Below are 25,000 nucleotides of genomic sequence, written 5' to 3'. Positions count from 1 at the left end.
GTTCGCAAGAGTTCCGTCGGCCCGTCTTACGCCCAGCTGCGCGCCAGTGCCAGGCGGGCCTCCAGACCCTGCGGCGCGCGGTGGAATTCCAGCCGTCCGCCATGCTGCGCGGCGATGGTCGACACGATGGCCAGGCCAAGCCCGACGCCGCTGGCAGTGCCGGCATTCTCTCCGCGCTGAAAGGCCCCGGTCAGGCGCGCCAGATCGTCCTCGGTCAGGACCGATCCGCGGTCGGTGACCGAGATCCAGGCCTCGTCCGCGTCGCCGCCGGTCAGCACCTGCGCCTCGCGCCCGTATTTCAACGCGTTGTCGATCAGGTTGGACAACGCGCGGCGCAGCGCGGTGGGCTGGCCGCGCATCAGCAGGGCGTGGCTGTCCATCGTCGGACGGCTGGTGGTTCGTGAAAACAGCGTGCCGGCGCGGGCAGGGGGCAGCGACGACTGGCGCAGCGTCACGGGCAGGCCCACGTCCTGGTAATCGGCCACGACCGCCTCGGCCAGCGACGTCAGGGACAGCTGGCGGAACGGTTCGGCCCCGATCTCGGCACGGGTATAGGTCAGGACGCCGTCGATCATCGTCGTCATCTCGTCGATGTCGCGGTCCAGGCGGTCGCGCAGGGCGGCATCCTCGATCATCGCGCTGCGCAGGCGCAGACGGGTGGCGGGGGTGCCCAGGTCGTGGCTGACCCCCGACAGGACCAGGGCCCGGTTCTCCAGCGCGGCGCGGTCCTGGGCGACATAGGCGTTCACGGCCTCGGCGGTCTGGCGCAGCTCGATCACGCCGCCGACGGGCAGGGCGGCGGTGCGGGCGCGGTGATCGCGCAGCGCGGCCGCAAAGGCGGTGAACGCCCCCGCGACCCCCGCCACCCAGCCCAGCAGCAGGGCCAGCGCCCCCAGGGCCAGCGCCCCGGCCAGAAGGCGGCGGTCGGGCGGCGCGGCCTGGCAGCCCCAGACGGGCGCACCGTCCACGCGGATCCATGGGCCGGTGTCCTGCTGCACGAACAGCCGCGGCTCGCTGCAGAACCGCGCCAGGGTGCGGGTGATCGAGGCCAGGCCCGCGGCCTGGCTGCCGCCGCCGACGGATTGCACCTCGGCCGCGGGATAGGTCAGGTCGGGCGACTGGATGCGCACCGACAGCCGCGCGCCCTGCGACAGGTCGGGCCTGCCGCCGCCGGTCAGGGTGATCACCGTCTGCCGCCAGCCGGGCGGCAGGTCGGGCGCGGCGCGCAGCTGGACCTGGGACAGGCCCTGGGGCAGGGCGCTGCCCGCCTCCAGGCTGTCGGCCAGCGCCAGACCGGCGATGTAGGCGCGGTTCAGATGCGCGTCCCAGGTCGCGTCGCTGGCGGTCCACAGCCAGACCGACCCGCCGCCCGCCAGCATCGCCAGCACGACCCACAGGCTTGCCACCACCCGCAGCGACAGGCGGTCAGTCAGCGTCACGCGCGACCTCGGCCGACAGCACATAGCCCAGCCCCCGTTCGGTCCGGATCAGCGCCGGGTCGGTCTTCTGGCGCAGCCGGCCGACCAGCATGTCGATCGCGCGCCCCTCGGCCGCCTCGTCATCGTCCAGCGCGGCGGCGATCTCGTCGCGGGTCAGGGGGATCAGCGGATTGGCCAGGAACACCCGCAGCAGCGCTGTTTCGCGTGACGACAGGCTGACTTGCCAGCCGCCGGGGGCGGTCACCTCGTCGCGCCGCGCGTCATAGCGCCAGCCCGCGAACCGCAGCACGCTGTCGCGCTTGCGGTGGGACAGGCTGGGTGCCCGGCCCGCGCGGCGCAACACCGCCCGGATGCGCGCCAGCAGCAGGTCGGGGTTGAAGGGCTTGGCGATATAGTCGTCCGCACCGACCTCGTAGCCGGCCATGCGCTGGTGGTCGGCGGACAGGGCGCTGACCATGATGATGGGCACGTCCTGCGCCTCGCGGATCTCGGCGCAGATCGCCACGCCGTCGTCATCGCCCAGGGACACGTCCAGCAGGATCAGGTCCACCCGGCCGCCACGCAGCGCGGCCAGCGCGGTCGCGCGGCTGTCGGCGCGCGTCACGTGCAGGCCGTGGCGCTGCAGATAGGCGGCCAGCATGGCGGCCATGTCGGCGTCATCCTCGACCAGCAGAAGGCGGTGCAGGCTCATCAACAGTCCTCCGATCCGTGATCTAGCATCGCAGGGAGGGGTTACGTAACAGTTTGTAACGTAACGCTGCGAAAACTGCTGGGCGCATGGCTGCACTGCGTTGCGGACATGACTGGGCTTGCGGCATGATCGACCCACACGCGGATCACCGAATCCGCGCGGGATAGATCTGGGAGGATCCATGAACATCAAATCCGTTCTGGCGGCTTCGACCGCCGTGATGCTGGCTGCGCCGGCGATGGCCGAACCCACCGCAGAGGTGCTGCACTGGTGGACGTCCGGCGGCGAGGCGAAATCGGTCGCCGTCCTGCAGGAGCAGTTCGCGGCCGAGGGCGGCACCTGGACCGACATGCCCGTGGCCGGCGGCGGCGGTGACGCCGCGATGACCGCGCTGCGCGCCCGTGTGCTGGCCGGCAACGCGCCGACCGCCGTGCAGCTGAAGGGCCCCGCGATCCAGGAATGGTACGAGGAGACCGGCCTGGCCGACATCGGCACTGTTGCCGAGGGGAACGGCTGGGCGGACGTGCTGCCCGCGCAGATCGCCGCCCACATGAAGTGCGAGGACCAGTGGTGCGCCGCACCGGTGAACGTCCACCGCGTGAACTGGATCTGGGGCAACAAGCAGATCCTGGACGAGAACGGCATCGAGATGCCCACGACCTGGGAAGAGTTCAACGCCGCGGCCGAGAAGCTGCAGGCCGCGGGCATCACGCCCCTGGCCCATGGCGGTCAGAACTGGCAGGACGCGACCATCTTCGAGACGGTCGTTCTTGGGCTGGGCGGGCCGGAATTCTATCAGCAGGCGCTGGTCGATCTGGACCCCGAGGCGCTGACCTCGGACACGATGAAGCAGGTCTTCGACCAGATGCGGACCATCCGCGGCTTTGTCGACGACAACTTCTCGGGTCGTGACTGGAACCTGGCCACGGCCATGGTCATGAACAACGAGGCCGCCTTCCAGATCATGGGCGACTGGGCCAAGGGAGAGTTCCTGGCCGCCGGCAAGCAGCCGGGCGTCGACTTCGTCTGCGCGCCCACCCCGGGCGAGGGCTTCCTCTACAACGTCGACAGCTTCGCCTTCTTCGAGCTGGACGGCGAGGACAAGCAGCAGGGCCAGGCCCTTCTGGCCAGCCTGATCATGGGCCCGGACTTCCAGAAGACGTTCAACCTGAACAAGGGCTCGATCCCGGCCCGTACCGACGTGGCGCTGGACGACTTCGACGACTGCGCCAAGCAGTCGAACGCCGATATGACCGCGGATGCGGAAAACGGCTCCCTGCTGCCCAGCTATGCGCATGGCATGGCGCTGCGCGGCGCGCCGGCCGGTGCGATCACCGACGTGGTGACCGCGCATTTCAACAGCGACATGTCGTCGGACGACGCCGTGGCGCAACTGGCCGACGCCGTCGCCAACGCGATGTGATCACGGCCTGACGACCCCGCGCCCCGGATCGCGGGCGCGGGGTTTTTCTTTGGGGGTTTACCGGAATGGAATGGCTTGAACGCAACGTGCCCAAGGTCGTCTTGGCGCCGTCCTTCGTGGCGATCCTGGTCTTTGTCTATGGCTTCATCGCCTGGACGGCCTGGATCAGCTTCACCCGCTCGCGGCTGATGCCGCGCTATGAACTGGACGGTATCACGCAATATCAGCGGCTGTTCGACGCCCCCCGCTGGGACGTGGCGATGAACAACCTGTTCATCTTCGGCGCCCTGTTCATCGTCATCTCGATGGCGATCGGGCTGATGCTGGCGATCTTCCTGGACCAGAAGATCCGGGCCGAGGGCGTCCTGCGCACCATCTATCTCTATCCCATGGCGCTGTCGCTGATCGTGACGGGCACCGCCTGGAAATGGATCCTGAACCCGGGCCTGGGCATCCAGCAGGCGATCCGCGGATGGGGGTTCGAGAATTTCACCTTCGACTGGCTGATCAAGCCGGAAATGGCGATCTATACCGTCGTGCTGGCGGCTGTCTGGCAGGCATCCGGGTTCGTGATGGCGCTGTTCCTCGCCGGACTGCGCTCGGTCGACACCGAGATCATCCGCGCGGCCCAGGTCGACGGCATTCCCACGCACCGCATCTATTCCGCGATCATCATCCCGACAATGGCGCCGATCTTCCTGTCGGCCTTCATCGTGCTGGCGCACCTGGCGATCAAGGCGTTCGACCTGGTCATCGCGCTGACCGGCGGCGGACCGGGCTATGCCACCGACCTGCCCGCGACCTACATGTACGCCATGGCGTTCTCGCGCGGCGACCTGGGGCAGGCGGCGTCCAGCGCCATGATCATGATGATGGTCATCTTTGCCATCGTGGTTCCCTATCTCTACAGCGAATTGAGGCCGCGCCATGACAAGTAAGACCGTGCTGCGGTGGGGCCTGTACGGGATCCTGATCCTGTTCGCCCTGTTCTATCTGATGCCGCTGTTCGTCATGCTGACGACATCGCTGAAATCTTTGGAGGAGATCCGCACCGGCAGCCTGCTGGCCCTGCCGCGAGAGATCACCTTCGCCCCCTGGGCCGAGGCCTGGTCGTCCGCCTGCGCCGGCACCCAGTGCGAGGGCCTGCGCCCGTTCTTCTGGAACAGCGTCCTGATGGCCGTGCCCGCGGTGATGATCTCGACCATCATCGGCGCGCTGAACGGCTATGTCTTCGCCCAGTGGCGGTTCCGCGGCGCGAACCTGTTCTTTGCCGCGATCCTGTTCGGCTGCTTCATCCCGTTTCAGGTGGTGCTGCTGCCGATGGCGCAGATGCTGGGCCTGATGGGCCTTGCGGGCACCATTCCGGGGCTGATCTTCGTCCACGTGATCTATGGCCTGGGCTTCACCACGCTGTTCTTCCGCAACTACTATGTCACCATCCCGCAGGAACTGGTGCGCGCGGCCAAGGTCGACGGGGCGGGCTTCTTCCGCATCTTCTGGTCGATCTTCCTGCCCATTTCGCTGCCGATCATCACCGTGTCGGTCATCTGGCAGTTCACGCAGATCTGGAACGACTTCCTGTTCGGCGTCAGCTTCAGCGGGGCCGGGTCGCAGCCCGTGACCGTCGCCCTGAACAACATCGTCAACTCCACCACCGGCGTCAAAGCCTACAACGTGGACATGGCCGCGGCGATCATCGCCGCCCTGCCCACGCTGCTGGTCTATGTCGTCGCCGGCAAATACTTCATCCGCGGCCTGACCGCCGGCAGCGTCAAGGGATAAGCCATGCCCATTCTGGAAATCGACCACCTGCAGAAAGCCTATGGCGACACCCATATTCTGCACGACATCAACATCAGCATCGACGAGGGCGACTTCCTGGTGCTGGTCGGCCCGTCGGGCTGCGGCAAGTCCACGTTGCTGAACTGCATCGCGGGGCTGGAGCCGATCACCGGCGGCGCCATCCGCATCGCCGACCGCGACGTGACGGGCGTCAGCCCCAAGGACCGCGACATCGCGATGGTGTTCCAGTCCTATGCGCTCTACCCGACGATGTCGGTCGCCAAGAACATCACCTTCGGCATGAAGGTGCGCGGCGTCGACAAGGCGACCCAGGCCACCAAGCTGGCCGAGGTGTCGCGCCAGCTGCAGATCGAACCGCTGCTGGACCGCAAGCCGGGCCAGCTGTCGGGCGGCCAGCGCCAGCGCGTCGCCATGGGTCGCGCCCTGGTCCGCGACCCCGCGCTGTTCCTGTTCGACGAACCGCTGTCCAACCTGGACGCGAAGCTGCGCGTGTCCATGCGGACCGAGATCAAGAAGCTGCACCAGGACCTGAACGCATCCATCGTCTATGTCACCCATGACCAGATCGAGGCGATGACGCTGGCCACCAAGATCGTCGTCATGAAGGGCGGCGTGATCCAGCAGATCGGCACCCCGGCCGAGATCTACAACAAGCCCGCCAACATGTTCGTGGCCGATTTCATGGGCAGCCCGGCGATGAACCTGATCCCGGCCCGCGTCCGGTCCGAGGCGGGCCAGACCCGGATCGAGATCGACCGCCCCGGCGACACGCCGCTGGTCATCACCGACCCGGTGGCCCGCGACCTGCCCGACCAGATCGTCCTGGGCGTGCGCCCCGAGGACATCCACGAGGCGACGGGCAATGCCCATCTGCCCGGAACCGCGCAGGGTGCGGGCGGCGACGTGATGATCGAGATCGTCGAACCGGCGGGTGCCGACACCTTCGCCGTGACCCATCTGGGCGGCAAGGCTGTCACCGCGCGGCTGCGCGCGGAAAGCGCCGTCCGCGCGCGCCAGCCGTTTCCGCTGGCATTCGACCTCTCGAAAGTGTCGTACTTCTCGCCTAAGGACGGGGAACGGCTGAACTGAGAAGGGGTGACAGCATGGCGATGCTTCTGGGCGATGTGGGCGGAACCAATGCGCGGATGGCGATCGCGCGCAACGGGTCCATCGACGCCGGCACGGTCACCCGCTTCAAGGGCGACGACTTTGCCAGCTTCGACGACGTGGTGCGCCAGTTCATGGCGGAACAGCACCAGCCCAACATCTCGTCCATGTGCATCGCCGTGGCGGGACCGGTCAGCGGCGGACGCGCGCGGCTGACCAACCGCGACTGGTCCTTTGACGAGGACAACCTGGCGCGGCTGACCGATGCCGACAACGTGCGGCTGATCAACGACCTGTCGGCGCTTGGCTATTCCACCCCGTCGCTGGCGGGCGAACAGCTGGGCACGCTGCGCGCGGCCCCCGTGACCCGCGCCCGCAACGGGCAGGCGCTGGTCGTGGGCCTGGGCACCGGCTTCAACGTCTGCGCGGTGCGCGTGCTGCCCGGCGGCGCGATCACCGTCCTCGAGGCCGAGGAGGGGCACACCCATCTGCCCGCCAACATCATGGCCCGCCTTCAGGACCGCGTCGGCACCGACGCCGCGGCCGGCTTCTTCTCGACCGAGGAGACGTTCGCGGGCCGCGGCCTGTCGCGCCTGCACGCCGCGATGACCGGCACCGCCCCCATGCGCAGCGAGGACGTCGCCCGCGCCGCCGAGGCGGGCGATCCGGCGGCCGTCGCGACCTATGACCTGTTCGCCGAACTGGTCGGGCTGTTGTGCCGCGAACTGTCGCTGCGCTTCATGCCGCTGGAGGGGCTGTTCCTGGCCGGCAGCGTGGGTCGCAGCATCGCCGACCGGATGGCGCTGTTCGAACCGGCCTTCCTGGCGGAAAGCCACATGCGCCATATCCCTGAAAACACGCCGGTCTTTCTGATCCGCGACGACATGGCGGCGCTGCACGGCTGCCTGGCGGCCCTGGGCTAGGCTTCGCTGGTCCCGCAAAGGTTAACTGCCAATCCGGGAAAATCCCCAAAGATTGCTGGATTCGCCCCGTCGATCCTGTTTGAATTGACGCAAGCAAAAAGACGGGGCAGGCGATGCGGGCATATCTTAGGGCGATCCTGGTGGCAGGGACGGCGCTTGGCGTGGCGGGTGCCGCGATGGCGCAAAGCAGCTCTCCGTTCTCGGGCCTGTTCGGCGGCAGCAGCGAATCCGAGGGGCCCGTCGCGCTGGACGTGCAGGTCGCCGGCGGGGACGACGGGCTGACCCGCCAGATCCGCCAGTCGCTGCTGCTGACCGGCGCGCTGAACGAGGATCGCACCACCGGACAGGACGTGCTGGCGGCCGCGCGCGGCGATTACGCCCGCATCCTGGGCCTGCTGTACGATCAGGGGTTCTACGATGGCGCCGTGACCATCACCCTGGACGGGGTCGAGGCCGCCGAGGTGGCGCCCCTGGACGCGCCCGCCCAGGTGTCCCGTGTCGTCGTGACCGTCGATCCCGGCCCGGTCTTCCGCTTCTCGCGCGCCCAGATGGCCCCGGTGGCCCCCGGCACCGAGATCCCGGACGAATACGCCACGGGCGAGATCGCGGGCACTGGCGTCATGCGCAGCACGGCCCTGGCGGGTGTGGACGGCTGGCGCGCCTATGGCCATGCCAAGGCCGATGTCGCCGACCAGCAGATCGTGGCCGATCACGACGCCGATCAGGTCGACAGCCGCATCGCCCTGTCACCCGGCCCGGCCGTCACCTTCGGGCGCATGTCCGTCAGCGGCAACCAGCGCCTGAACGAACGCCGCCTGCGCAAGATCGCCGGCTTCCCCGAGGGAGAGCGCTTCGACCCCCAGGAACTGGACACCGTCCGCCAGCGCCTGCGCCGCACCGGCGTGTTCTCGGCGATCACCCTGCAGGAGGCAGAGACGCTGAGCCCCGGCAACACGCTGGACGTGGACCTGGCCGTGGTCGAACAGCCCCCCCGGCGCATCGGGGCCGGCGCCGAGATCTCGACCACGGACGGGGCGCTGGTGTCGGCGTATTGGATGCACCGCAACCTGCTGGGCGGGGGCGAGCGTCTGCGCATCGACGGGCGGATCAAGGACATCGGATCCGAGACCAGCGACCGCGACGACGAGCTGACGATCCGTCTGGAACGCCCCGCCACGATCACCCCCGACACCACCGCCTATGTCGAGGCCGAGGTGGCCCAGATGCGCGAGGAGGATTACGACGAGGACCTGGCGACGTTGGGTTTCGGTCTGAACCACATCTTCAGCGATCGCCTGACCGCCGACGCGGCGCTGGAATACCAGTACTCGCGCGTCTTCGATGCCAACGGGCGCACCGACTTCAAGGTCCTGGCCCTGCCGATGGACGTGATCTGGGACCGCCGCGAGGATCAGAACAACGCCAAGCGCGGCTTCTATCTGTCCGCCGAGGTGACGCCCTTTGCCGGATTCGAGGACACCAGTTCCGGCATGCGCGCCCTGGCCGAGGGGCGGGCCTTCCGGTCGTTCGGCGCCGATGACCGGTTCACCCTGGCGGGCCGGGCGCGGGCGGGGTCGGTCTTTGGCAGCGAGCTTGCCACGACGCCGCGCAACTATCTGTTCTTCTCGGGCGGGGGCGGCACGGTGCGCGGCCATCCCTATCAGTCCCTGGGGGTCGAGGAGATCGCGGGCCCGGACGGCCCGATCAAGACCGGCGGCCTGTCGGTCGCCAGCGCCACGGCCGAATTCCGCGTCCAGGTGCGCGAGAAGATCGGCGTCGTGGCCTTTGCCGATTACGGCCAGGTCTGGACGGGCGACGCCTTCGGCGGCGAGGGCGACCATCACGCGGGCGCCGGTCTGGGCGTGCGCTATGACACGCCGATCGGGCCGCTGCGGTTCGACGTGGCCGGGCCGGTCAGCGGCGACACCGGCAACGGCGTGCAACTTTACCTTGGATTGGGGCAGGCATTCTGATGCGCAAGTTCTGGATCACCGCCTTTGTCGTCCTGTTCCCGATGGCCGTGCTGGGCCAAAGCGCCGCCGAGATCAGCGCCGAGGCCGACAGCGACCGCGGATTTCTGACCGGACTGCTGGAAAGCAACCTGTCCGGAGAGGGGCGCCAGGTGGTGATCGAGGGGTTCCAGGGCGCGCTGTCCTCGCGCGCGACCTTCACCGAACTGCGCATCTCGGACGAGGACGGCGCCTATCTGACCCTGCGCAACGGCGCGATCCAGTGGAACCGCAGCGCCCTGCTGCGCCGCCGGATCGAGATCGCGGAGCTGTCCGCCGACGAGATCCTGCTGCCCCGCCTGCCACAGTCGGACGAACCGGCCGTGCAGGCCGAGGCGCCGGTCTTTGCGCTGCCCGAACTGCCCGTGTCGCTGAACATCGAACAGATCCGCGCCGACCGCGTGATGCTGGGCGAACCGGTCATCGGGGTCGAGGCCGCGCTGAGCATCTCGGGCGGCATCAGCCTTGAGGGGGGCGAGGGCACGGCCCAGCTGACCGTCGACCGCCTAGACGGCCCGCGCGGCCAGTTCGTGCTGGACGCAGGCTATGCCAACGAGACGCAGATCCTGCGCCTGAACCTGGGCCTGGACGAGGCCGCCGACGGCCTGCTGGCCAACCTTGTCGGCATCTATGACAAGCCCGCCCTGACCGCCCAGATCAGCGGCGAGGGCCAGATCCGCGATTTCGCCGCCGACATCCGTCTGGCCACGAACGGCCAGCCCCGCATCACCGGAAAGGTCAGCGCCAACGGCCAGACCGGCGCCGACGGCACCCCCGGCACCGGATTCCGGTTCCAGCTGGGCGGCGATGTCGCGTCGCTGCTGCGCCCGCAGGACCGGGCCTTCTTTGGCCAGGACACCCAGCTGCTGGCCGAAGGCTGGCGGGCCGAGACCGGCCGCCTGGACATTCCACGTCTGGACATCCGCACCGAGGCGCTGCGCATTGCCGGGTCGCTGTCGACGAACGACCAGTCCGCGCCCCAGCAGGCCAATCTGCAGGTGATGCTGGGCCGCGACGCGGGCGCCCCGCAGGTGCCCGTCCCGCTGCCCTTCGCGGGCGAGGGGGCGACGGTGGATTCCGGGCGGCTGACCTTTGACTATGACGCGGCGCAAAGCGACGGCTGGCGCCTGGACGGGGGCATCGGCGCGCTGAACCTGGACGGGGTGGCGCTTGGCGCGCTGGACCTGGCCGGGCGCGGCCAGATCTTCCTGGACGAGGGCGCCCTGTCCGAGGTCATCGGCGCCATCGACTTTGCCGCCCGCGATCTGGATTTCGACGACGCGTCCCTGGCCGAGGCCGTGGGCACGCAGATCGAGGGGCGGACCGGGTTCAACTTTACCCCCGGCAACGCGGTCGACATCACCAACCTGCGGGTCCGCGGCGCGGATTACGGTCTGGATGGCAACTTCCTGGTCTCGGGCCTGGGCAGCGGCATCACGCTGTCGGTGGATGCGGGTGCCCGGTATACCGACCTGACGCGCCTGTCGGGCGTCGCGGGCCGGCCGCTGACCGGCAGCGCGGATGCCACGGTCGAGGGCTATTACGTCCTGCTGAACCGCAGCTTCGACATCGACGCGCGCGTGTCGGGCCGCGACATCGCGCTGGACCAGCCGCAGCTGGACCGGCTTCTGGACGGCGAATCCACGATCCTGCTGCAGGCGCGCCGCGACGAGCTGGGACTTGAGGTCGAGGATTTCCGCGTCAACGCCAGCCGCCTGACCGCGACCGCGCAGGGCCTGATCAACTCGACCTCCAGCAATCTGCGCGCGCAGGTATCCATGCCGTCGCTGGCGGATGCCGGCCCCGAACTGGGCGGGTCGCTGGAGGCCACGGCCGAGGTCACCGGACCGCAGAACCAGCGCCGCCTGACCCTGAACGGGCAGGCCCAGGATCTGCGCATCGGCATCGAGGCGCTGGACAATGCGCTGAGCGGGCAGACCGAGCTGACCGCCAGCGCGCTGCAGACGGCGCAGGGCTTTCAGCTGGAGGATTTCCGGCTGGCCAACCCGCAGCTGAGCGCGGATGTGCAGGGCAGCTTTGCCCAGGGCGCGCTGGACGCCGTCGCGCAGGTGGCGGTCGTTGACCTGTCCTCGATCCGCGCCGATTGGGCGGGCGGGTTTCAGGCCCGCGCCACGCTGCGCGAGGAGGATGGCGCACGGCTGATCGACGTCACCGGCAGCGGGCAGGACCTGTCCCTGGGCGCGACGGGGGCGGATGGCGCGCTGACCGGGACGACCCAGCTTGCGCTGCAGGCGTCGGAACGCGACGGGGTCGTGACGATCACCGAGGGCCGGCTGACCAATGACCAGATGCGCGCGGTGGTGCAGGGGACCTATGGTCCGGGCGTCACCGATCTGACCGGCGACGTGAACGTCGCGTCGTTGGCGCCCTTCGGGTCGGGATGGCGCGGCAGCCTGCAGGCGCAGGGCAGCTTTGCCGAGGCCGGCGACGGCATCCGCAGGCTGGCCGTGATCGGGACTGGGCGCGACCTGTCCTTCGGCCAGGCGCAGGTGGACGGCGCCCTGGCGGGCGAGACGCGCCTGTCCGTGACCGGCACCGAACAGGGCGGCATCTTCACCATCGACACCGCGCAGGTCGAGAACCCGCGCCTGTCGGCCAGTGCCACGGGCCAGGTCGGCGCCGGGGCGACCGATGTCGCGGCCACGCTGAACGCGGGCGATCTGCGGTTCTTGGGCAACGGCATCAGCGGCGCGGTCCAAGCCGAAGCGCGGCTGACCGATGACGGCACCACGCGCCGGATCGAGACCACCGGAACCGCCAGCGGCCTGTCCCTGGGCCAGCCGCGGATCGATCCGATCCTGACGGGGCAGACCCGGTTCGATGTGGCCGCCAGCCAGGGGGCGCAGGGCATCTCGGTCCAGCGGCTGAACGTGACCAACCCGCAATTGCAGGTGACCGCGGACGGGGCGCCCGCGACGGGCATCAACCTGAACGCGCGGCTGGCCGATCTGGGACTGATCGTCCCCGAATTTCCGGGCGCCGTCGCGGTGACCGGAACCGTGCGCGAGGAGGGCCCGTCCTTTGCGGTCGACCTGCGCGCCACCGCGCCGGGCAGCACCGACCTGCGCATCGCGGGCACCGCCGCCCGCGACGGATCGACCGTCGATCTGGGCGTCAATGGCAGCGAGGATTCCGCGCTGGCCAACACGACCCTGCGGACCCGCAGCGTGTCGGGCCCGCTGGCGATCAACCTGCGTGTCCAGGGCGCCCCGTCTCTGCAGGCGGTGTCGGGACAGGTGCGGCTGACCAACGGCCAGCTGGCCGATCCGGGCCTGGGCGTGCGGCTGGACGGGATCGACGTCACCGCCGGGTTCCAGTCGGGGCGGCTGCAGATCGACGGGGCGGCCAACGTCTCGGCCGGGGGGCGGGTGACGCTGTCCGGGCCGGTGGACCTGACGAACGGGGCGACCGACATCTCGGTCGCGCTGGCGCAGGTCGTGCTGCGCGACCCGAACCTGTACCAGACGATCATCGACGGGCAGGTCCGCTTCAGCGGAACGGCCGCGACCGGCCAGACCCTGTCCGGCCGCATCGACCTGGGTGAGACCGAGATCCGAATCCCCTCGACCGGCCTGGGCGGTGCACGGGCGATCCCCGACATCACCCATGTCGGCAACCAGCGCCCGCCGGTCCGCGCCACGCGCGCCAAGGCCGGGCTGGAGCCCTATCCCAGCCAGGCCTCGCGCGACGCGGGCATGTCGGGGCCGCCGGCCACGCCGGGACGGCCGCCGGCGCTGGACCTGGTCATCAACGCGCCCAACCGGGTGTTCATCCGCGGCCGCGGGATCGACGCGGAACTGGGCGGCGGCTTCCGCATCCAGGGCACCGCCCGCAACGCGATCCCCATCGGCAACCTGCAGCTGATCCGCGGTCGGGTCGACCTGCTGGGCAGCCGCTTCAACCTGACCGAGGGTCTGGTCGAGCTGCAGGGCAGCCTGATCCCCGTCATCCGCCTGGTCGCCGAGACCGAGCGCGACGAGATCACCACCCGCATCATCATCGACGGAGAGGTCCGCGACCCCGACATCAGCTTCGAATCCTCTCCGGAACTGCCGCAGGAGGAGGTGCTGTCCCAGCTGCTGTTCGGGCGGGGGCTGGACAGCATCAGCCCGCTTCAGGCGGCACAGCTGGCCAATGCCATCGCGGTGCTGGCCGGGCGCGGCGGTGACGGGATCATCAGCAACCTGCGCGAAAGCGCGGGCCTGGACGACCTGGACCTGACGACCGACGACGAGGGCAACATCGAACTGCGTGCCGGACGCTATCTGTCCGAGAACGTCTATACCGACGTCTCGGTGGGCGAGGGGGGGCGGTCGTCGATCAACCTGAACCTGGATATCACGCAGTCGCTGCGGGCGCGGGGATCGGTGGGCAGCGACGGGGGCAGCTCGCTTGGGGTGTTCTTCGAGCGCGACTACTGATCAGTCAGCGCCGATCGCGCTGGACAGGGGGCGCGTGTCCTGGGGCAGGCCCTGGGACATCACCTGTCCCGAGGCGATGCCGAAACGCAGCATCCGCCGCCCGCCCGACAGGATGGTGACGGTCCAGCCCAGCAGCTGGCCTTGGGGGCCGGCCATCGCGCCGCTGGCCCGCGGCGCATCGGCATGGTTCAGCGCGTCGCGCAGCGCCGCAAAGCCCCGCCCGGCGGGGGCCGCGGCCTCCCAGGTGGCGATGGCATCGGCCAGGCTTTCGGGCGGCGCGCCCCACAAGCCACGATAGGCCTGGTTCGACAGGACCAGTTGGCCTGCGTCCGAAAAGACCACCAGCCCGTCCTCCAGCCCGTCCAGGACATGCGCGCCTAGCAGCAGCTCTGCCCGGAATTCGCGGGTCAGCGACATTTCAGACGTGATGTTCTCGAACAGGAAGGCCACCGCGCCGTCGGGATGGGGGCGGCCGGTCACGCGATAGGTCTGCCCGCCCGGCAGGGACCATGTCTCGACGTGGTGGCCGTTGGCGGCGGCGCTTTCCAGATTGGCCATGTGCTGTCGCCAGCTGCGATAGTCCTTGGGTTCGGGCACCATGCGCTGTTCGCGCAGCTGGTCCAGGAAATCGAACAGCGACGGCCGCGCGGTCAGGAAGCCCGTCGGCAGGTTCGTCAGGTCGATCAGCGCCGGGTTGAACAGCTGCAGGTTCCGGCCCTGATCGAAGATCGCCAGCCCGATCGGCAGGTCGGCAAACGTCTTGGTCAGGGTCTGGACGAAATCGCGCAGGCTGCGTTCGGCGCGCACGGCGGCGTCCGCGGGCAGGGCGAACATCATCACCTCGTCGCCCATGCGGTGGCTGTGGCAGTCGTACCAGGACACCGCGCCCTGATCCTCCAGCCCGGCGCGGCGGGTGGCGGTGCCCGCACCCGGCACGGGGCGTGGCGCGTCCAGCAGGCGGGGCAGGGGCCAGCCGAGCGCCTCGTCGGACCGGGCCTCGGCACGGCGCAGATAGGCGGCGTTGGCCCAGGTCACGCGGTCCTCCTCATCCAGGCGCCAGACCAGCATCGGCGTCTGGTCCAGTGCGCCGCGCAGCAGGTCCAGCTCCTCCTCCATCGCCTGCAGGGACATCGAATCGACCACGATGCCCGCATGCTCGGCGCCCGGATCGGTGACGCTGACGCGCCACAGCCGGTCGCCCAGATCCTCGGCCACAAGGCGCAGGGTGGCACTGCCCCGCCCCTGCTGGCCCACCAGCTCGATCCGGCCAAGGCGGGGCAGCATGGACAGGCGGTCGGGCGCGTCGGGAAAGCGCGGTCCGATCCAGCGCATCAGGCGCAGCCAGTCGTCATCCGGCGCGCCCATCCGGTCCAGCAGCGCGCGGGCCGGCGCGGTCGCGTCGACCAGGCGTGCGGCGCGGAACAGGAACACCATCGGCTGCACCTTGCCGTCCAGGGCGTGCCCGGCCCGTGCCGCGCGGCCCTGTCCCGGTTGTCGGCGGTCCCAGACCCGAATTATTGCCACCGCCAGAAGAACCGACGCCGTCCCGCACAGGACCGCCATCGCCACAAGACCTGCACCCTGAATGTCCACTGCCGACGCCCCCTTCCGTTCGATGGGACCATAATCCGGGCTTGATTAACAGGGCGTTAAGAAACTCAGGCGTCGAAGGTCGGATTGTGGGCCAGCGCGATCCGGTCCTGGGCGCGGATGCGATCCAGCGGCCAGCGCACCGACACCATGGCACCCGGCCCGCCATTGGCAAAGGTCAGCCGCGCGCCCGACCGTTCCAGCAGCGTCTTGGCGATGAACAGGCCCAGGCCCATCCCTTCGTAGCTGCCGCGCTGCGCCTCGGCGCGCCGGGTCAGATAGGGGTCGCCGATCCGTGACAGCAGATGCGGCGGATAGCCCGGCCCGTCATCGCGCACCGTGACGACCAGCGCGCCCTGCGTCACCTGGGTCTCGATCACGACGCGGCTTTCTGCAAAATCGACGGCGTTCTGGATCAGGTTGCGCAGCGCGTGGATGATGGCCGGATCGCGGTGGATCACCGGGCCTTCGGCATGGATCTCGATCAGGGGGCCGCGGTCCATGTGGGGCTGGGCGGCGTCCTCCAGCACGGCGCGCAGCGGGGCCGCGCGCATGTGCAGGTCGTCCTTGCCCGCGCGCCCCATGCTGCGCAGGATCGCCGCGCAGCGGTCGGCGCTGTCGCGTAGGGCGATGGCGTCTGCATGCAGGTCGGGGCGGTCGCGCAACTCGTCCGCCAGTTCGCCGGCAATCAGCTTGATGGTGGCCAGGGGGGTGCCCATCTCATGCGCGGCGGCCGCCACGACGCCGCCCAGATGCTGCAGCCGCTGTTCGCGCGACAGGGCCATCTGGGTCGCGAACAGCGCGCCCGAGGTGTCCGACAGTTCCGCCGTCACCCGATGCGCGTAGCCCGCAAAGAACACCACGCCGATGACCAGCGCGACCCAGTGGCCGACGGCCAGGATCGGCTCCATCCGCAGGATCTGGCCGTCCGGATCGCGCAGCGGCAGCCCGAAGACCGCCGCGACCGAGATCAGCGCCACCGTGGCCAGCCCCAGGGCCAGCACCTGCCGCGCGTTCAGCGACGCGGCCGCGATCGTGACCGGCGCCAGCACCAGCAGCGCGAAGGGATTGGCCATCCCCCCGGTCAGCGCCATCAGCGTCGAGATCTGGACCAGGTCGAAGGACAGCTGCCGCACCGCGCGCCCCGGAGAGGTCCGTTTGTGCGGGCGCAAAAACAGCCACAGGTTCATGGTGATCGATGCCGCGATCAGCAGGATGATCGGCGTCTTGACGAAGCCGATGCCCATCATCCACGCGACGATGACCGCGGCCATCTGCCCGCCGATGGCGAACCAGCGCAACAGCACCAGCGTGCGCATGCGGATCGGTTCGGCCTTGGGGGTGTCGATCGGCCGCGACATGGCCTGGTGCAGGTCGGGATCGGCGATGTCGTCGGGGGCTGTGGATGTGGACATCGTCGACCCTTGCTGCGACATTGCCCGATCTTGATACCCGCGCGCCGATGGACGATCAATGCGGGCATTTGACACGCGAAGGAGGCCCGCCAATGACGGACCGGAAAATCCTGCTGATCGGCACTGCGGCCGCCATCGGCGTGCTGGCGGGCGGGGCGCTGTTCCTGACCATGCGTCCGGGCGACGACCAGTTCGCGCAATGCAGCAGCAGCAGCGTCGCGGGGGGCATGGACGCCTTTGGCACACCCTTCACCCTGACGCGCGACGACGGCCAGCGTGTCACCGACCAGGATGTCTTCGACAAGCCGACGCTTCTCTATTTCGGCTATACCTTCTGCCCCGACGTCTGCCCCCTGGACAGCGCCCGCAACGCCGAGGCCGAGGCGCTGCTGACTGAGGCCGGAGAGGATGTGCAGACCGTCTTTGTCACCGTCGATCCCCGCCGCGACACCCCCGAGGTTCTGGCGGACTATACCGAATTGTTTTCCCACCGCATGATCGGCCTGACCGGCAGCGACGAGGAGATTGCCGCCGTAAACAAGGGCTGGCGCAATTACTTCAAGCTGAATGACGAAGAGGATCAGGAATATTATCTGGTCGATCACATGACAAATACCTATCTGGTGATGCCCGGCGGAAAGACGGTCGAATTCTTTTCCCGCGAAACCACCCCCGAACAGATTGCCGAGACCGTCGCCTGTTATGCCGATGCCTCTGCATAAGGCAGTTTGTCGCATGGGGTTTGATATTGCCCGCGCGACTTCCCATTTGCCGTTAAATTCCGTGAAAAGGCCAACAGATGGATCAGTTGAACGCACAAATCGGCCCCGACGCCTCGCTGCTGCTGGTCGACGATGACGAGATCTTCGTGACCCGCCTGGCGCGCGCGATGGAAAAGCGCGGGTTTCAGCCGGAAACCTCGCTGACCGTGGCCGGTGCGATGCGCCTGATCGAACGCCGTGCGCCCGCCTATGCGGTTGTGGACCTGCGTCTGGAGGACGGGAACGGCCTTGACGTGGTCGAGGCGCTGCGCGAACGGCGCGCCGATGCCCGCATCATCGTCCTGACCGGATACGGCGCCATCGCCACGGCCGTCGCCGCGGTGAAAATGGGTGCCACAGATTATCTGGCAAAGCCCGCCGACGCGAATGACGTGACATCCGCATTGCTCTCCAGCGGTGAATTGCTGCCGCCGCCACCGGAAAACCCGATGTCCGCGGATCGCGTGCGGTGGGAACATATTCAGCGCGTCTATGAGCAATGCGAGCGTAATGTCAGTGAAACCGCGCGCCGATTGCATATGCATCGCCGGACATTGCAGCGTATTCTGGCAAAACGCGGACCACGGTGACGATTTAAATATATTGAACGTTTAAAAAAACGGTCTATATTGGATGGGGATTAACATTCCCTATATAGAAACCGGAACCAATGAGCATCGATTTCGACACCATGTCCCTCAAGGAAATGCGCGACCTGCGGACTAAGCTGGATCGCGCGATCAACTCCTATGAGGACCGCAAGCGGCGCGAAGCCCTGACGGCCATCGAGGAAGCCGCGCGCGAGCATGGCTTCAACCTGTCCGAGCTGACCGGCGCCAAGACGCGCAAGTCCGGGACCGTCGCCCCGAAATACGCCAACCCGCAGGACCCGACGATGACCTGGACGGGTCGCGGCCGCAAACCGCGCTGGGTGCAGGAAAGCCTGGAAAGCGGTAAGGAGCTGGACGATCTGCTGATCTGATCCACGCATCGCCGACGTGATCGACAGGGGGCCTTTGCGGCCCCCTTTTGCGTTTCAGCGTGTCTTGTCGATTAGGGCGATCAGCTGTGCGAACTGTTCAAGATACGCGGCCCGTGTCTGGGCGGGCGGGCGCAGGGTGATCTGCAGGTCTGGCAGCATCTGCGCCTCGGGGACGGGGAAAAGACGCCGCGCCTCGGGCAGGGCAAAGCCTGCGATGGTCACGGCCTCCAGGCGGGCGGACACGCGGTCGGCGGCCTTGATGCGCCGCTTGACCGCCACGGGCAGCGTCGCGGGCAGGCCGAACCGACGGTGGATGGCCGAGGCCAGCCGTTCATCCATCGCCCTGTATTCCCGCCCCAATGCCGCCTTGACCGGAGAGATCATGTCCCCGATCACGTATTCCGGCGCATCATGCAGCAGGGCCGCCAGCCGCCAGCAGGGATCGCCGCCGGGGTTCAGCCCGTCGAAGATCTGTTCCACCAGCAGCGAATGTTCGGCCACCGAATAGGGCCAGTCGCCGCGCGTCTGGCCGTTCCAGCGCGCGACGAAGGCCAGACCGTGGGCGATGTCCTCGATCTCGATGTCGAAGGGCGTCGGGTCCAGCAGGTCCAGCCTGCGGCCCGACAGCATCCGCTGCCAGGCACGCGATGCGGGCTTGGCCATCGGGCCTCAGGACAGGCGCTGATCAGCGGGTGCCGCCTGCGCGGTCTGGGCGCGGCGCGCCAGTTCCTGGCGATACAGCGCCACGAAATCGACCGGGTCCATGTTGAACGCCGGGAATCCCCCGTCGCGGGTCATGTCCGAGATGATGCGACGCACATAGGGGAACAGCATCCGCGGGCATTCGATCATCAGGAAGGGGTGCAGCTGATCCTGCGGCACGCCCTCGATCTGGAACACCCCGCCATAGTCCAGCTCTGCCAGGAACAGCGTCGCGCCGTCGCCCTTGTTGGTCGAGGTGACGCGGTACTTGGTGATCACCTCGAACTGGGTGTCGCTGCCGCGCTTGCGGGCGTCCAGGCTAACCTGGACGGTGATCTCGGGCTGGACCTCGCCCTGGGGTGCGCCCTTCTGGGCCACTGCGTTCTCGAAGGACAGGTCGCGGATGAACTGTGCCATGATCTGCATGCGCGGCTGTGCCGCTGCTGCGGGCTGTGCGCCGTTCTGCGGGGTTTCTTCGGCCATGGTCCTACCTTTGTGATGCGGATTTGTCCCAGCTTGTAGCAGGCCGGCCGCCTGCCCTCAATGCCGGGTCCAGCCCGACCCGCGTCCCGGCCGCGAGGGCCCCGTGTCGTCGGTGTCTAGCGGCAGATCGACGGGCGGACGGCGGTCGTCCTCTTCTGCCACGACGAATTCGCCGTCGATCACGCCCTTGTCATAGGGCGGGCGATGCGGGTCGCGGCGCATCGTCGCAGCATGCATCTGGACCCGCGATGCCCGCACGCGGCGCGCAAGCTGCGCCATCAGCATCGTCCGGACCGCGGGGATCAGCAGCAGCAGACCCAAGGCATCGCTGAAGAACCCCGGCAGCAGCAGCAGCAGGCCCGCGGCGATGATCATCGCGCCATGCGCCAGCGGGCGTGACGGATCGCGCATCTCGGCTAGGCTGCGCTGGATCTGCATGCCGGCCCGCGCACCCTGGCTGCGCATGATGGCGACGCCGGCCACCGCCGACAGCAGCACCAGCGCCAGCGTGGGCCACAGGCCGATCAGGCCCCCGACCTGGATGAACAGCGCGATCTCGATGATCGGCACCACCAGAAACATGGCGATCAGCCGCATGTGAATTCCCCTTCCTGCCGGCGCGGAAACTGGACTTGCGCCGAGGCACTCCCTACATAATGCACAGACCGCCCGATACCAACGACCCGTTATGACCCAGAGGTTGCCTGCATGTCCAACCCGCTTCTTCAGCTGATCGTCCTTGCCGGGATCGCGATCTTCCTGATCCTACGGCTGAAAAACGTGCTGGGGACGCGTGACGGCTTTGAGCCGCCGCAGGTCGACCAGCCGACGGCCAGCACCACGCCCGCCCGTTTCGAGGTGATCGAGGGGTCTGCTGACGAGGTCGATCACGACATCCTGGATCATGCCGAGGCCGGCGGTGCCGCGGCCAAGGCGCTGGCCGCGATGAAACGGGTCGAACCGTCGTTCGGGCTGCGCGATTTTCTGGGCGGTGCCCGCAGCGCCTATGAGATGATCCTGATGGCCTTCGAACGGGGCGATCTGACCGAGGTGCGCCCGTTCCTGTCCGATCCCGTGGCAGAGGCGTTCCAGTCGGTGATCGACCAGCGCGTGGCCAACGGCCAGACGGTCGAGGCGACCTATCTGGGTACCCGCGACACCAAGCTGGCCGCGGCCGAGTTCGACCCCGCGACCGGTCTGGCCGAGATCTCGATCCGATTCGTCGGAGAGCTGATCGCCGCGACCCGCGACGCCGACGGCACGGTGATCGATGGCGATCCCAAGGCTTCGCGCAAGCAGAAGGACACTTGGACCTTTGCGCGCCGCATGGGCCAGGACGATCCGAACTGGCAGCTTGTCGCGACAAGCTGATGCGCCGGCGCAGGGGCCTGACGCCCGAAGACCGGGACCTGTGGTCCCGCGTCGCCCGAACCGCAGAGCCGCTTGACCCCAAGCGCAAAGGACAGGCCGCCGATCTGGCGGCCTTTTCCGCATTCGTCGCACCGCCCGCGGTCGCCCCGGCCGCCGCGCCGCCGCAGCCGCAGGCGATGCCCCGGTTCCGCATCGGTCAGGCCGCCAAGCCCGCGACCCCCGTCGTCGCGCGCCCTCAGACCCCGGCCGAACGTCTGGCCCAAGCTGGGCTGCGAATGGATGCCCGCACGCATCGCAAGATGAGCCAGGGCAAGCTGCGCCCCGAGGCCCGTCTGGACCTGCACGGGCTGACGCTGGCCGCGGCGGGACCGGAATTGCTGCGGTTCATCCTGTCCTGCCATGCGTCAGGGCTGCGGCTGGTGCTGGTCATCACGGGCAAGGGGCGGGGCGATCACGGCCCGCTGCCGACGCGGCCCGGCGCGCTGCGCCATCAGGTGCCCTATTGGCTGCACAGCCCTCCCCTGGCGGCGGTGGTCCAGCAGGTGACGGCCGCGCATTTCCGTCATGGCGGCGACGGCGCCTATTACGTCTATCTGCGCAGGCCGCAATGAAAGACGCCCCCCGAAATCGGGGGGCGCTGGCGTCAGGTCAGTGTGGTCGCTTCAAAGCCTGACGTTGGACTTGGGTCCGGCAAAGTACCAGATGATCAGGCCGACCACCGGCAGGATCACGATCAGCAGGATCCACAGGATCTTGGACTTGTTGCTGGCATTGGTGTTGATGATCTGCGCGATCGCCCAGACATCCAGTGCAAAGATGATGACGCTGAAAAGCCAACCCATGTGATCCGTCCCCTATTGTGTTCAGCCAGCCAACACCACAGGCTGGCCGCAGGTTCCCCCGTTCACAGCACGTAGCGCGACAGGTCGGTCGACCGCGACAGATCGCCCAGATGGCGTTCCACGAAATCGGCATCGACGCTGACCGACTGGCCGCTGCGGTCCGGGGCGGTGAAGGACAGCTCCTCGAACACCCGCTCGATCACGGTGTACAACCGGCGTGCCCCGATGTTCTCCACGGATGCGTTCACCTCGGCCGCGATGCGGGCCAGGGACGCGATGCCGTCCTGGGTGAAATCGACGGTCACGCCCTCGGTCTGCATCAGCGCGGTGTACTGGCGCGTCAGGGCGTTGTCGGTCTCGGTCAGGATGCGGATGAAATCCTCCTCGGTCAGGGCGCGCAGTTCGACCCGGATCGGCAGGCGGCCCTGCAACTCGGGCAGCAGGTCCGACGGCTTGGCCACATGGAACGCGCCCGAGGCGATGAACAGGATATGGTCCGTCTTGACCGCGCCGTATTTCGTGCTGACCGTCGTGCCCTCGATCAGCGGCAGCAGGTCGCGCTGCACGCCCTCGCGGCTGACATCGCCGCCGCGCGCCTCGGCACGGGCGCAGACCTTGTCGATCTCGTCGATGAAGACGATGCCGTTCTGCTGCACGGCCTCCAGCGCGGTCGCCTTGACCGCGTCGTCGTCCAACAGCTTGTCGGCCTCCTCGGCAATCAGCAGCTCATAGCTCTCCGCCACTGTCACCTTGCGGCGCACCTTGCGGCCGCCGAAGGCCTTCATCAGCCCCGACAGATCCATCATCCCGCCCAAGGGCTGGCCCGGCTGGCCCGGCATCTCCATCCCGCCAAGCGGGTTGGAATTGTCCTGCACCTCCAGCTCGATCACCGTGTCGTCCAGCTCTCCGCGCTTCAGCTTGTCGCGGAACATCTGGCGGGTGCCGTCACGGGCGTCCTTGCCGGCCAGCGCCTCGACGACACGCTCCTCGGCGGCCTTGTGGGCACGGGCCTTGACCGCCTCGCGCATCCGCTCGCGCGTGTCGATCATGGCGGCGTCCGTCAGGTCGCGGATGATCTGTTCGACATCGCGACCGACATAGCCCACTTCGGTGAACTTGGTCGCTTCCACCTTGATGAAGGGCGCATTGGCCAGCTTGGCCAGGCGGCGGCTGATCTCGGTCTTGCCGACGCCGGTCGGTCCGATCATCAGGATGTTCTTGGGATACACCTCGTCGCGCAGGTCGTCGCCCAGCTGCTTGCGGCGCCAGCGGTTGCGCAGGGCCACGGCGACAGCGCGCTTTGCATCGCTCTGCCCAATGATGAACCGGTCCAGTTCGGACACGATCTCGCGGGGGGTCAGGTCACTCATGTCGTTCTCCACGGGGTCCGGCGCCGTGCACCGCGCGCCCCTTCTTCTTTGTCCAAATACCCATCAACCGATGGTTTCGACCGTCAGACGCCCGTTGGTATAGACGCAGATGTCGGCCGCGATCTGCATTGCCTTGCGCGCGATCGCCTCGGCATCCAGATCGCTCTCCAGCAGGCCCCGCGCCGCGGCCAGGGCAAAGTTTCCGCCCGACCCGATGGCCGCCACATCATGTTCGGGCTCCAGCACGTCGCCCGCACCTGTCACCACCAGCAGGTCGGTCCCGTCGGTCACGATCAGCATGGCCTCCAGATTGCGCAGGTACTTGTCCATGCGCCAATCCTTGGCCAGATCCACGCAGGCGCGCTGCAGCTGACCGGGCGCGGCCTCCAGCTTCTTCTCCAGCCGCTCCAGCAGGGTGAAGGCATCGGCGGTCGATCCGGCAAAGCCCACGACCACGTCGCGTCCGCCGGGGGTCAGGCGGCGCACCTTGCGCGCGCTGCCCTTCATCACGGTCGGACCGACGCTGACCTGCCCATCGCCCGCCACGACCACCTTGCCGCCCCGGCGGACCGCCAGGATCGTGGTGCCATGCCAGCCGGGAAACTTGTCATCAGCCATTGCGCGCTCCGTTCTGTCTACGTTGGGGCAGCAGATATGGACGCCCCGCCCGGCTTGCAACCCGTTGAAAACCGTCCGGTCCCCCCCTAGCGTCGCGCCATGAGCGATCTGCTGCTGACCGTATATCTGCATCCGCCCGTCCTGCAGACCGCGCAGGCGGGCAAGCTGGGCATCGTGAACCGCATCCGCGCGCTGCTGGAACCCCGGGGCTGGCAGATCCGCATCGAGCGGTCCGGCCCCGATGCGCGCGCCCAGGCGCCCGACCGTCCGGGCCATGCGCTGTTCAACATGGAACGTCCGACCCATGACCGCGCGCTGACCTTTCGCCTCGCCTATCACTATCCCTACTGGCGGCTGGAGCGGTTGGCCGAACGCTGGCGCTGGCCCATCGCGCAGGCCGCGTTCGATCCCGCCCGGATCGAGGACGGTGCCGCGCACAACTTTGCCCGCCGCCTGCGCGACCGCGTGCTGCCGGGGCCGGACCCGGTGCGGGGCGATCACATCCTGATCCCGCTGCAGGGCCACATCCGCCGCCAGCGCAGCTTTCAGTCGGCCAGCCCCGTCCAGATGATCCGCGCCGCCGCCCGCACGGGCCGGCCCTGCATTGCGACCCTGCACCCCAAGGAGGTCTATGACGATGCCGACCGCGCGGCCCTGGACCGGCTGGCCCGCGATCATCCGAACCTGACCATCGGCGGCGACACGGGCGCGCGCCTGCGCGATTGCGCCTTCGTCGTGACCCAGAACAGCGGGGTGGGCTTCGACGGGCTGATCCTGGGCAAGCCTGTCGTGCTGTTCGCCCTGTCGGATTATCATCACGTCACGCTGGATGCGGGGCACCTGGGCGCCGACCGCGCCGTGGCGATGGCGGCGGACCACGCACCCCCGACCGCGAAGTTCCTGGACTGGTTCCTGCGCCGCACCAGTCTGGACATGATGGCGCCCGATGCCGACGACCGCCTGCTGGCGGCGATGAAAAAAGGCGGCTGGCCCGTCTGAGGGACCGCCGCCTTTCGCACAAATCAGTCA

The 25,000-nt window shown here is 68.4% G+C and carries 23 protein-coding genes; 13 read left to right on the top strand and 10 right to left on the bottom strand.

The genetic code is table 11. The features are described 5' to 3' along the window. Positions 1–26: 26 nt before the first annotated feature. Positions 27–1,439, bottom strand: coding sequence for an ATP-binding protein (locus SY26_RS10775; protein WP_052715234.1), 1,413 nt, complete (start codon positions 1,437–1,439; stop codon positions 27–29). After that, positions 1,426–2,130 carry a response regulator transcription factor gene (locus tag SY26_RS10770; RefSeq protein WP_045981924.1) on the bottom strand — a complete coding sequence of 235 codons (705 nt, stop codon included), beginning with the start codon at positions 2,128–2,130 and terminating at the stop codon, positions 1,426–1,428. Before SY26_RS10770 ends, SY26_RS10775 begins: the two co-directional genes overlap by 14 nt. A 181-nt stretch (positions 2,131–2,311) precedes the next feature. Between SY26_RS10770 and SY26_RS10765 the strand changes: the two genes are divergently transcribed. The 7 genes from SY26_RS10765 to SY26_RS10735 all read left to right on the top strand — a co-directional run bounded on the left by SY26_RS10765 (position 2,312) and on the right by SY26_RS10735 (position 13,837). Further along, complete coding sequence (locus SY26_RS10765; protein ID WP_046000510.1) at positions 2,312–3,553, top strand: ABC transporter substrate-binding protein; 1,242 nt, start codon at positions 2,312–2,314, stop codon at positions 3,551–3,553. A gap of 65 nt (positions 3,554–3,618) precedes the next feature. Beyond that, positions 3,619–4,491 (top strand): carbohydrate ABC transporter permease, encoded by an 873-nt coding sequence (locus SY26_RS10760; RefSeq protein WP_045981926.1) that lies wholly within the window; start codon positions 3,619–3,621, stop codon positions 4,489–4,491. Then, positions 4,481–5,335, top strand: coding sequence for a carbohydrate ABC transporter permease (locus SY26_RS10755; RefSeq protein ID WP_045981927.1), 855 nt, complete (start codon positions 4,481–4,483; stop codon positions 5,333–5,335). The genes SY26_RS10760 and SY26_RS10755 overlap by 11 nt, the downstream gene beginning before the upstream one ends. A gap of 3 nt (positions 5,336–5,338) precedes the next feature. Beyond that, on the top strand, positions 5,339–6,445 hold the full coding sequence (locus SY26_RS10750; protein ID WP_045981928.1) for an ABC transporter ATP-binding protein: 1,107 nt from the start codon (positions 5,339–5,341) through the stop codon (positions 6,443–6,445). A 14-nt stretch (positions 6,446–6,459) separates the two neighbouring features. After that, positions 6,460–7,386 (top strand): glucokinase, encoded by a 927-nt coding sequence (locus SY26_RS10745; RefSeq protein WP_046000509.1) that lies wholly within the window; start codon positions 6,460–6,462, stop codon positions 7,384–7,386. 113 nt (positions 7,387–7,499) lie between these two features. Continuing rightward, on the top strand, positions 7,500–9,359 hold the full coding sequence (locus tag SY26_RS10740; RefSeq protein WP_046000508.1) for an autotransporter assembly complex family protein: 1,860 nt from the start codon (positions 7,500–7,502) through the stop codon (positions 9,357–9,359). After that, complete coding sequence (locus SY26_RS10735; protein ID WP_046000507.1) at positions 9,359–13,837, top strand: translocation/assembly module TamB domain-containing protein; 4,479 nt, start codon at positions 9,359–9,361, stop codon at positions 13,835–13,837. Before SY26_RS10740 ends, SY26_RS10735 begins: the two co-directional genes overlap by 1 nt. On the opposite strand, the gene SY26_RS10730 is transcribed toward SY26_RS10735, so the two are convergent. After that, a complete protein-coding gene (locus SY26_RS10730) occupies positions 13,838–15,430 on the bottom strand; it encodes a PAS-domain containing protein (RefSeq protein WP_232303324.1) in 1,593 nt (530 codons plus the stop codon). 65 nt (positions 15,431–15,495) lie between these two features. Continuing rightward, positions 15,496–16,842, bottom strand: coding sequence for an ActS/PrrB/RegB family redox-sensitive histidine kinase (locus SY26_RS10725; RefSeq protein WP_232303323.1), 1,347 nt, complete (start codon positions 16,840–16,842; stop codon positions 15,496–15,498). Between the two features lie 92 nt (positions 16,843–16,934). On the opposite strand from SY26_RS10725, the gene SY26_RS10720 reads away from it, so the two are divergent. The 3 genes from SY26_RS10720 (at position 16,935) to SY26_RS10710 (ending at position 18,585) form a co-directional block, all read left to right on the top strand. Then, a complete protein-coding gene (locus SY26_RS10720) occupies positions 16,935–17,564 on the top strand; it encodes an SCO family protein (RefSeq protein WP_046000506.1) in 630 nt (209 codons plus the stop codon). A gap of 77 nt (positions 17,565–17,641) precedes the next feature. Further along, complete coding sequence (locus tag SY26_RS10715; RefSeq protein WP_042252328.1) at positions 17,642–18,193, top strand: ActR/PrrA/RegA family redox response regulator transcription factor; 552 nt, start codon at positions 17,642–17,644, stop codon at positions 18,191–18,193. An 80-nt stretch (positions 18,194–18,273) separates the two neighbouring features. Continuing rightward, positions 18,274–18,585 carry an H-NS family nucleoid-associated regulatory protein gene (locus tag SY26_RS10710; protein WP_046000505.1) on the top strand — a complete coding sequence of 104 codons (312 nt, stop codon included), beginning with the start codon at positions 18,274–18,276 and terminating at the stop codon, positions 18,583–18,585. Between the two features lie 54 nt (positions 18,586–18,639). On the opposite strand, the gene SY26_RS10705 is transcribed toward SY26_RS10710, so the two are convergent. From SY26_RS10705 to SY26_RS10695, 3 genes are read right to left on the bottom strand one after another with little or no spacing between them, the layout of a single operon-like run. Next, entirely contained in the window at positions 18,640–19,248 is a 609-nt protein-coding gene (locus SY26_RS10705; protein WP_046000504.1) for an HD family hydrolase, read from the bottom strand. A gap of 6 nt (positions 19,249–19,254) precedes the next feature. Then, on the bottom strand, positions 19,255–19,770 hold the full coding sequence (gene secB, locus SY26_RS10700) for a protein-export chaperone SecB (RefSeq protein ID WP_045981936.1): 516 nt from the start codon (positions 19,768–19,770) through the stop codon (positions 19,255–19,257). A gap of 57 nt (positions 19,771–19,827) precedes the next feature. Next, positions 19,828–20,367 (bottom strand): FxsA family protein, encoded by a 540-nt coding sequence (locus tag SY26_RS10695; protein ID WP_046000503.1) that lies wholly within the window; start codon positions 20,365–20,367, stop codon positions 19,828–19,830. A 111-nt stretch (positions 20,368–20,478) separates the two neighbouring features. Here SY26_RS10695 and SY26_RS10690 point away from each other — a divergent pair, with 111 nt between their 5' ends. Further along, positions 20,479–21,141 carry a Tim44/TimA family putative adaptor protein gene (locus tag SY26_RS10690; protein WP_046000502.1) on the top strand — a complete coding sequence of 221 codons (663 nt, stop codon included), beginning with the start codon at positions 20,479–20,481 and terminating at the stop codon, positions 21,139–21,141. Then, positions 21,141–21,752: a Smr/MutS family protein gene (locus SY26_RS10685; protein WP_046000501.1), complete on the top strand. Its 612-nt coding sequence runs from the start codon at positions 21,141–21,143 to the stop codon at positions 21,750–21,752. Before SY26_RS10690 ends, SY26_RS10685 begins: the two co-directional genes overlap by 1 nt. Before the next feature lie 51 nt (positions 21,753–21,803). On the opposite strand, the gene SY26_RS10680 is transcribed toward SY26_RS10685, so the two are convergent. From SY26_RS10680 to hslV, 3 genes are all read right to left on the bottom strand, one after another. Then, positions 21,804–21,983 (bottom strand): PLDc N-terminal domain-containing protein, encoded by a 180-nt coding sequence (locus tag SY26_RS10680; RefSeq protein ID WP_045981940.1) that lies wholly within the window; start codon positions 21,981–21,983, stop codon positions 21,804–21,806. 62 nt (positions 21,984–22,045) lie between these two features. Then, positions 22,046–23,353 carry an ATP-dependent protease ATPase subunit HslU gene (gene hslU / locus SY26_RS10675; protein WP_046000841.1) on the bottom strand — a complete coding sequence of 436 codons (1,308 nt, stop codon included), beginning with the start codon at positions 23,351–23,353 and terminating at the stop codon, positions 22,046–22,048. A gap of 63 nt (positions 23,354–23,416) precedes the next feature. After that, complete coding sequence (hslV, locus tag SY26_RS10670) at positions 23,417–23,971, bottom strand: ATP-dependent protease subunit HslV (protein ID WP_046000500.1); 555 nt, start codon at positions 23,969–23,971, stop codon at positions 23,417–23,419. Between the two features lie 99 nt (positions 23,972–24,070). On the opposite strand from hslV, the gene SY26_RS10665 reads away from it, so the two are divergent. Then, complete coding sequence (locus SY26_RS10665) at positions 24,071–24,970, top strand: hypothetical protein (protein ID WP_046000499.1); 900 nt, start codon at positions 24,071–24,073, stop codon at positions 24,968–24,970. Positions 24,971–25,000: the final 30 nt, after the last annotated feature.

Source organism: Paracoccus sp. 228, from assembly GCF_000967825.1.
GTDB lineage: Bacteria > Pseudomonadota > Alphaproteobacteria > Rhodobacterales > Rhodobacteraceae > Paracoccus > Paracoccus marcusii.
Note: the sequence above shows the minus strand (reverse complement) of the source record. Positions and strands in the feature narration are given on the sequence as shown.

Excerpts from the sequence above, each read along its gene's own strand:
- SY26_RS10695 (WP_046000503.1), bottom strand. The coding sequence starts at position 20,367 with ATGCGGCTGATCGCCATGTTTCTGGTGGTGCCGATCATCGAGATCGCG.
- secB (WP_045981936.1), bottom strand. The coding sequence starts at position 19,770 with ATGGCCGAAGAAACCCCGCAGAACGGCGCACAGCCCGCAGCAGCGGCA.
- hslU (WP_046000841.1), bottom strand. The coding sequence starts at position 23,353 with ATGAGTGACCTGACCCCCCGCGAGATCGTGTCCGAACTGGACCGGTTC.
- SY26_RS10720 (WP_046000506.1), top strand. The coding sequence starts at position 16,935 with ATGACGGACCGGAAAATCCTGCTGATCGGCACTGCGGCCGCCATCGGC.
- SY26_RS10705 (WP_046000504.1), bottom strand. The coding sequence starts at position 19,248 with ATGGCCAAGCCCGCATCGCGTGCCTGGCAGCGGATGCTGTCGGGCCGC.
- hslV (WP_046000500.1), bottom strand. The coding sequence starts at position 23,971 with ATGGCTGATGACAAGTTTCCCGGCTGGCATGGCACCACGATCCTGGCG.
- SY26_RS10715 (WP_042252328.1), top strand. The coding sequence starts at position 17,642 with ATGGATCAGTTGAACGCACAAATCGGCCCCGACGCCTCGCTGCTGCTG.
- SY26_RS10680 (WP_045981940.1), bottom strand. The coding sequence starts at position 21,983 with ATGGGTTGGCTTTTCAGCGTCATCATCTTTGCACTGGATGTCTGGGCG.
- SY26_RS10750 (WP_045981928.1), top strand. The coding sequence starts at position 5,339 with ATGCCCATTCTGGAAATCGACCACCTGCAGAAAGCCTATGGCGACACC.
- SY26_RS10710 (WP_046000505.1), top strand. The coding sequence starts at position 18,274 with ATGAGCATCGATTTCGACACCATGTCCCTCAAGGAAATGCGCGACCTG.
- SY26_RS10755 (WP_045981927.1), top strand. The coding sequence starts at position 4,481 with ATGACAAGTAAGACCGTGCTGCGGTGGGGCCTGTACGGGATCCTGATC.
- SY26_RS10690 (WP_046000502.1), top strand. The coding sequence starts at position 20,479 with ATGTCCAACCCGCTTCTTCAGCTGATCGTCCTTGCCGGGATCGCGATC.
- SY26_RS10770 (WP_045981924.1), bottom strand. The coding sequence starts at position 2,130 with ATGAGCCTGCACCGCCTTCTGCTGGTCGAGGATGACGCCGACATGGCC.
- SY26_RS10725 (WP_232303323.1), bottom strand. The coding sequence starts at position 16,842 with ATGTCCACATCCACAGCCCCCGACGACATCGCCGATCCCGACCTGCAC.
- SY26_RS10735 (WP_046000507.1), top strand. The coding sequence starts at position 9,359 with ATGCGCAAGTTCTGGATCACCGCCTTTGTCGTCCTGTTCCCGATGGCC.
- SY26_RS10765 (WP_046000510.1), top strand. The coding sequence starts at position 2,312 with ATGAACATCAAATCCGTTCTGGCGGCTTCGACCGCCGTGATGCTGGCT.
- SY26_RS10740 (WP_046000508.1), top strand. The coding sequence starts at position 7,500 with ATGCGGGCATATCTTAGGGCGATCCTGGTGGCAGGGACGGCGCTTGGC.
- SY26_RS10760 (WP_045981926.1), top strand. The coding sequence starts at position 3,619 with ATGGAATGGCTTGAACGCAACGTGCCCAAGGTCGTCTTGGCGCCGTCC.
- SY26_RS10685 (WP_046000501.1), top strand. The coding sequence starts at position 21,141 with ATGCGCCGGCGCAGGGGCCTGACGCCCGAAGACCGGGACCTGTGGTCC.
- SY26_RS10665 (WP_046000499.1), top strand. The coding sequence starts at position 24,071 with ATGAGCGATCTGCTGCTGACCGTATATCTGCATCCGCCCGTCCTGCAG.
- SY26_RS10745 (WP_046000509.1), top strand. The coding sequence starts at position 6,460 with ATGGCGATGCTTCTGGGCGATGTGGGCGGAACCAATGCGCGGATGGCG.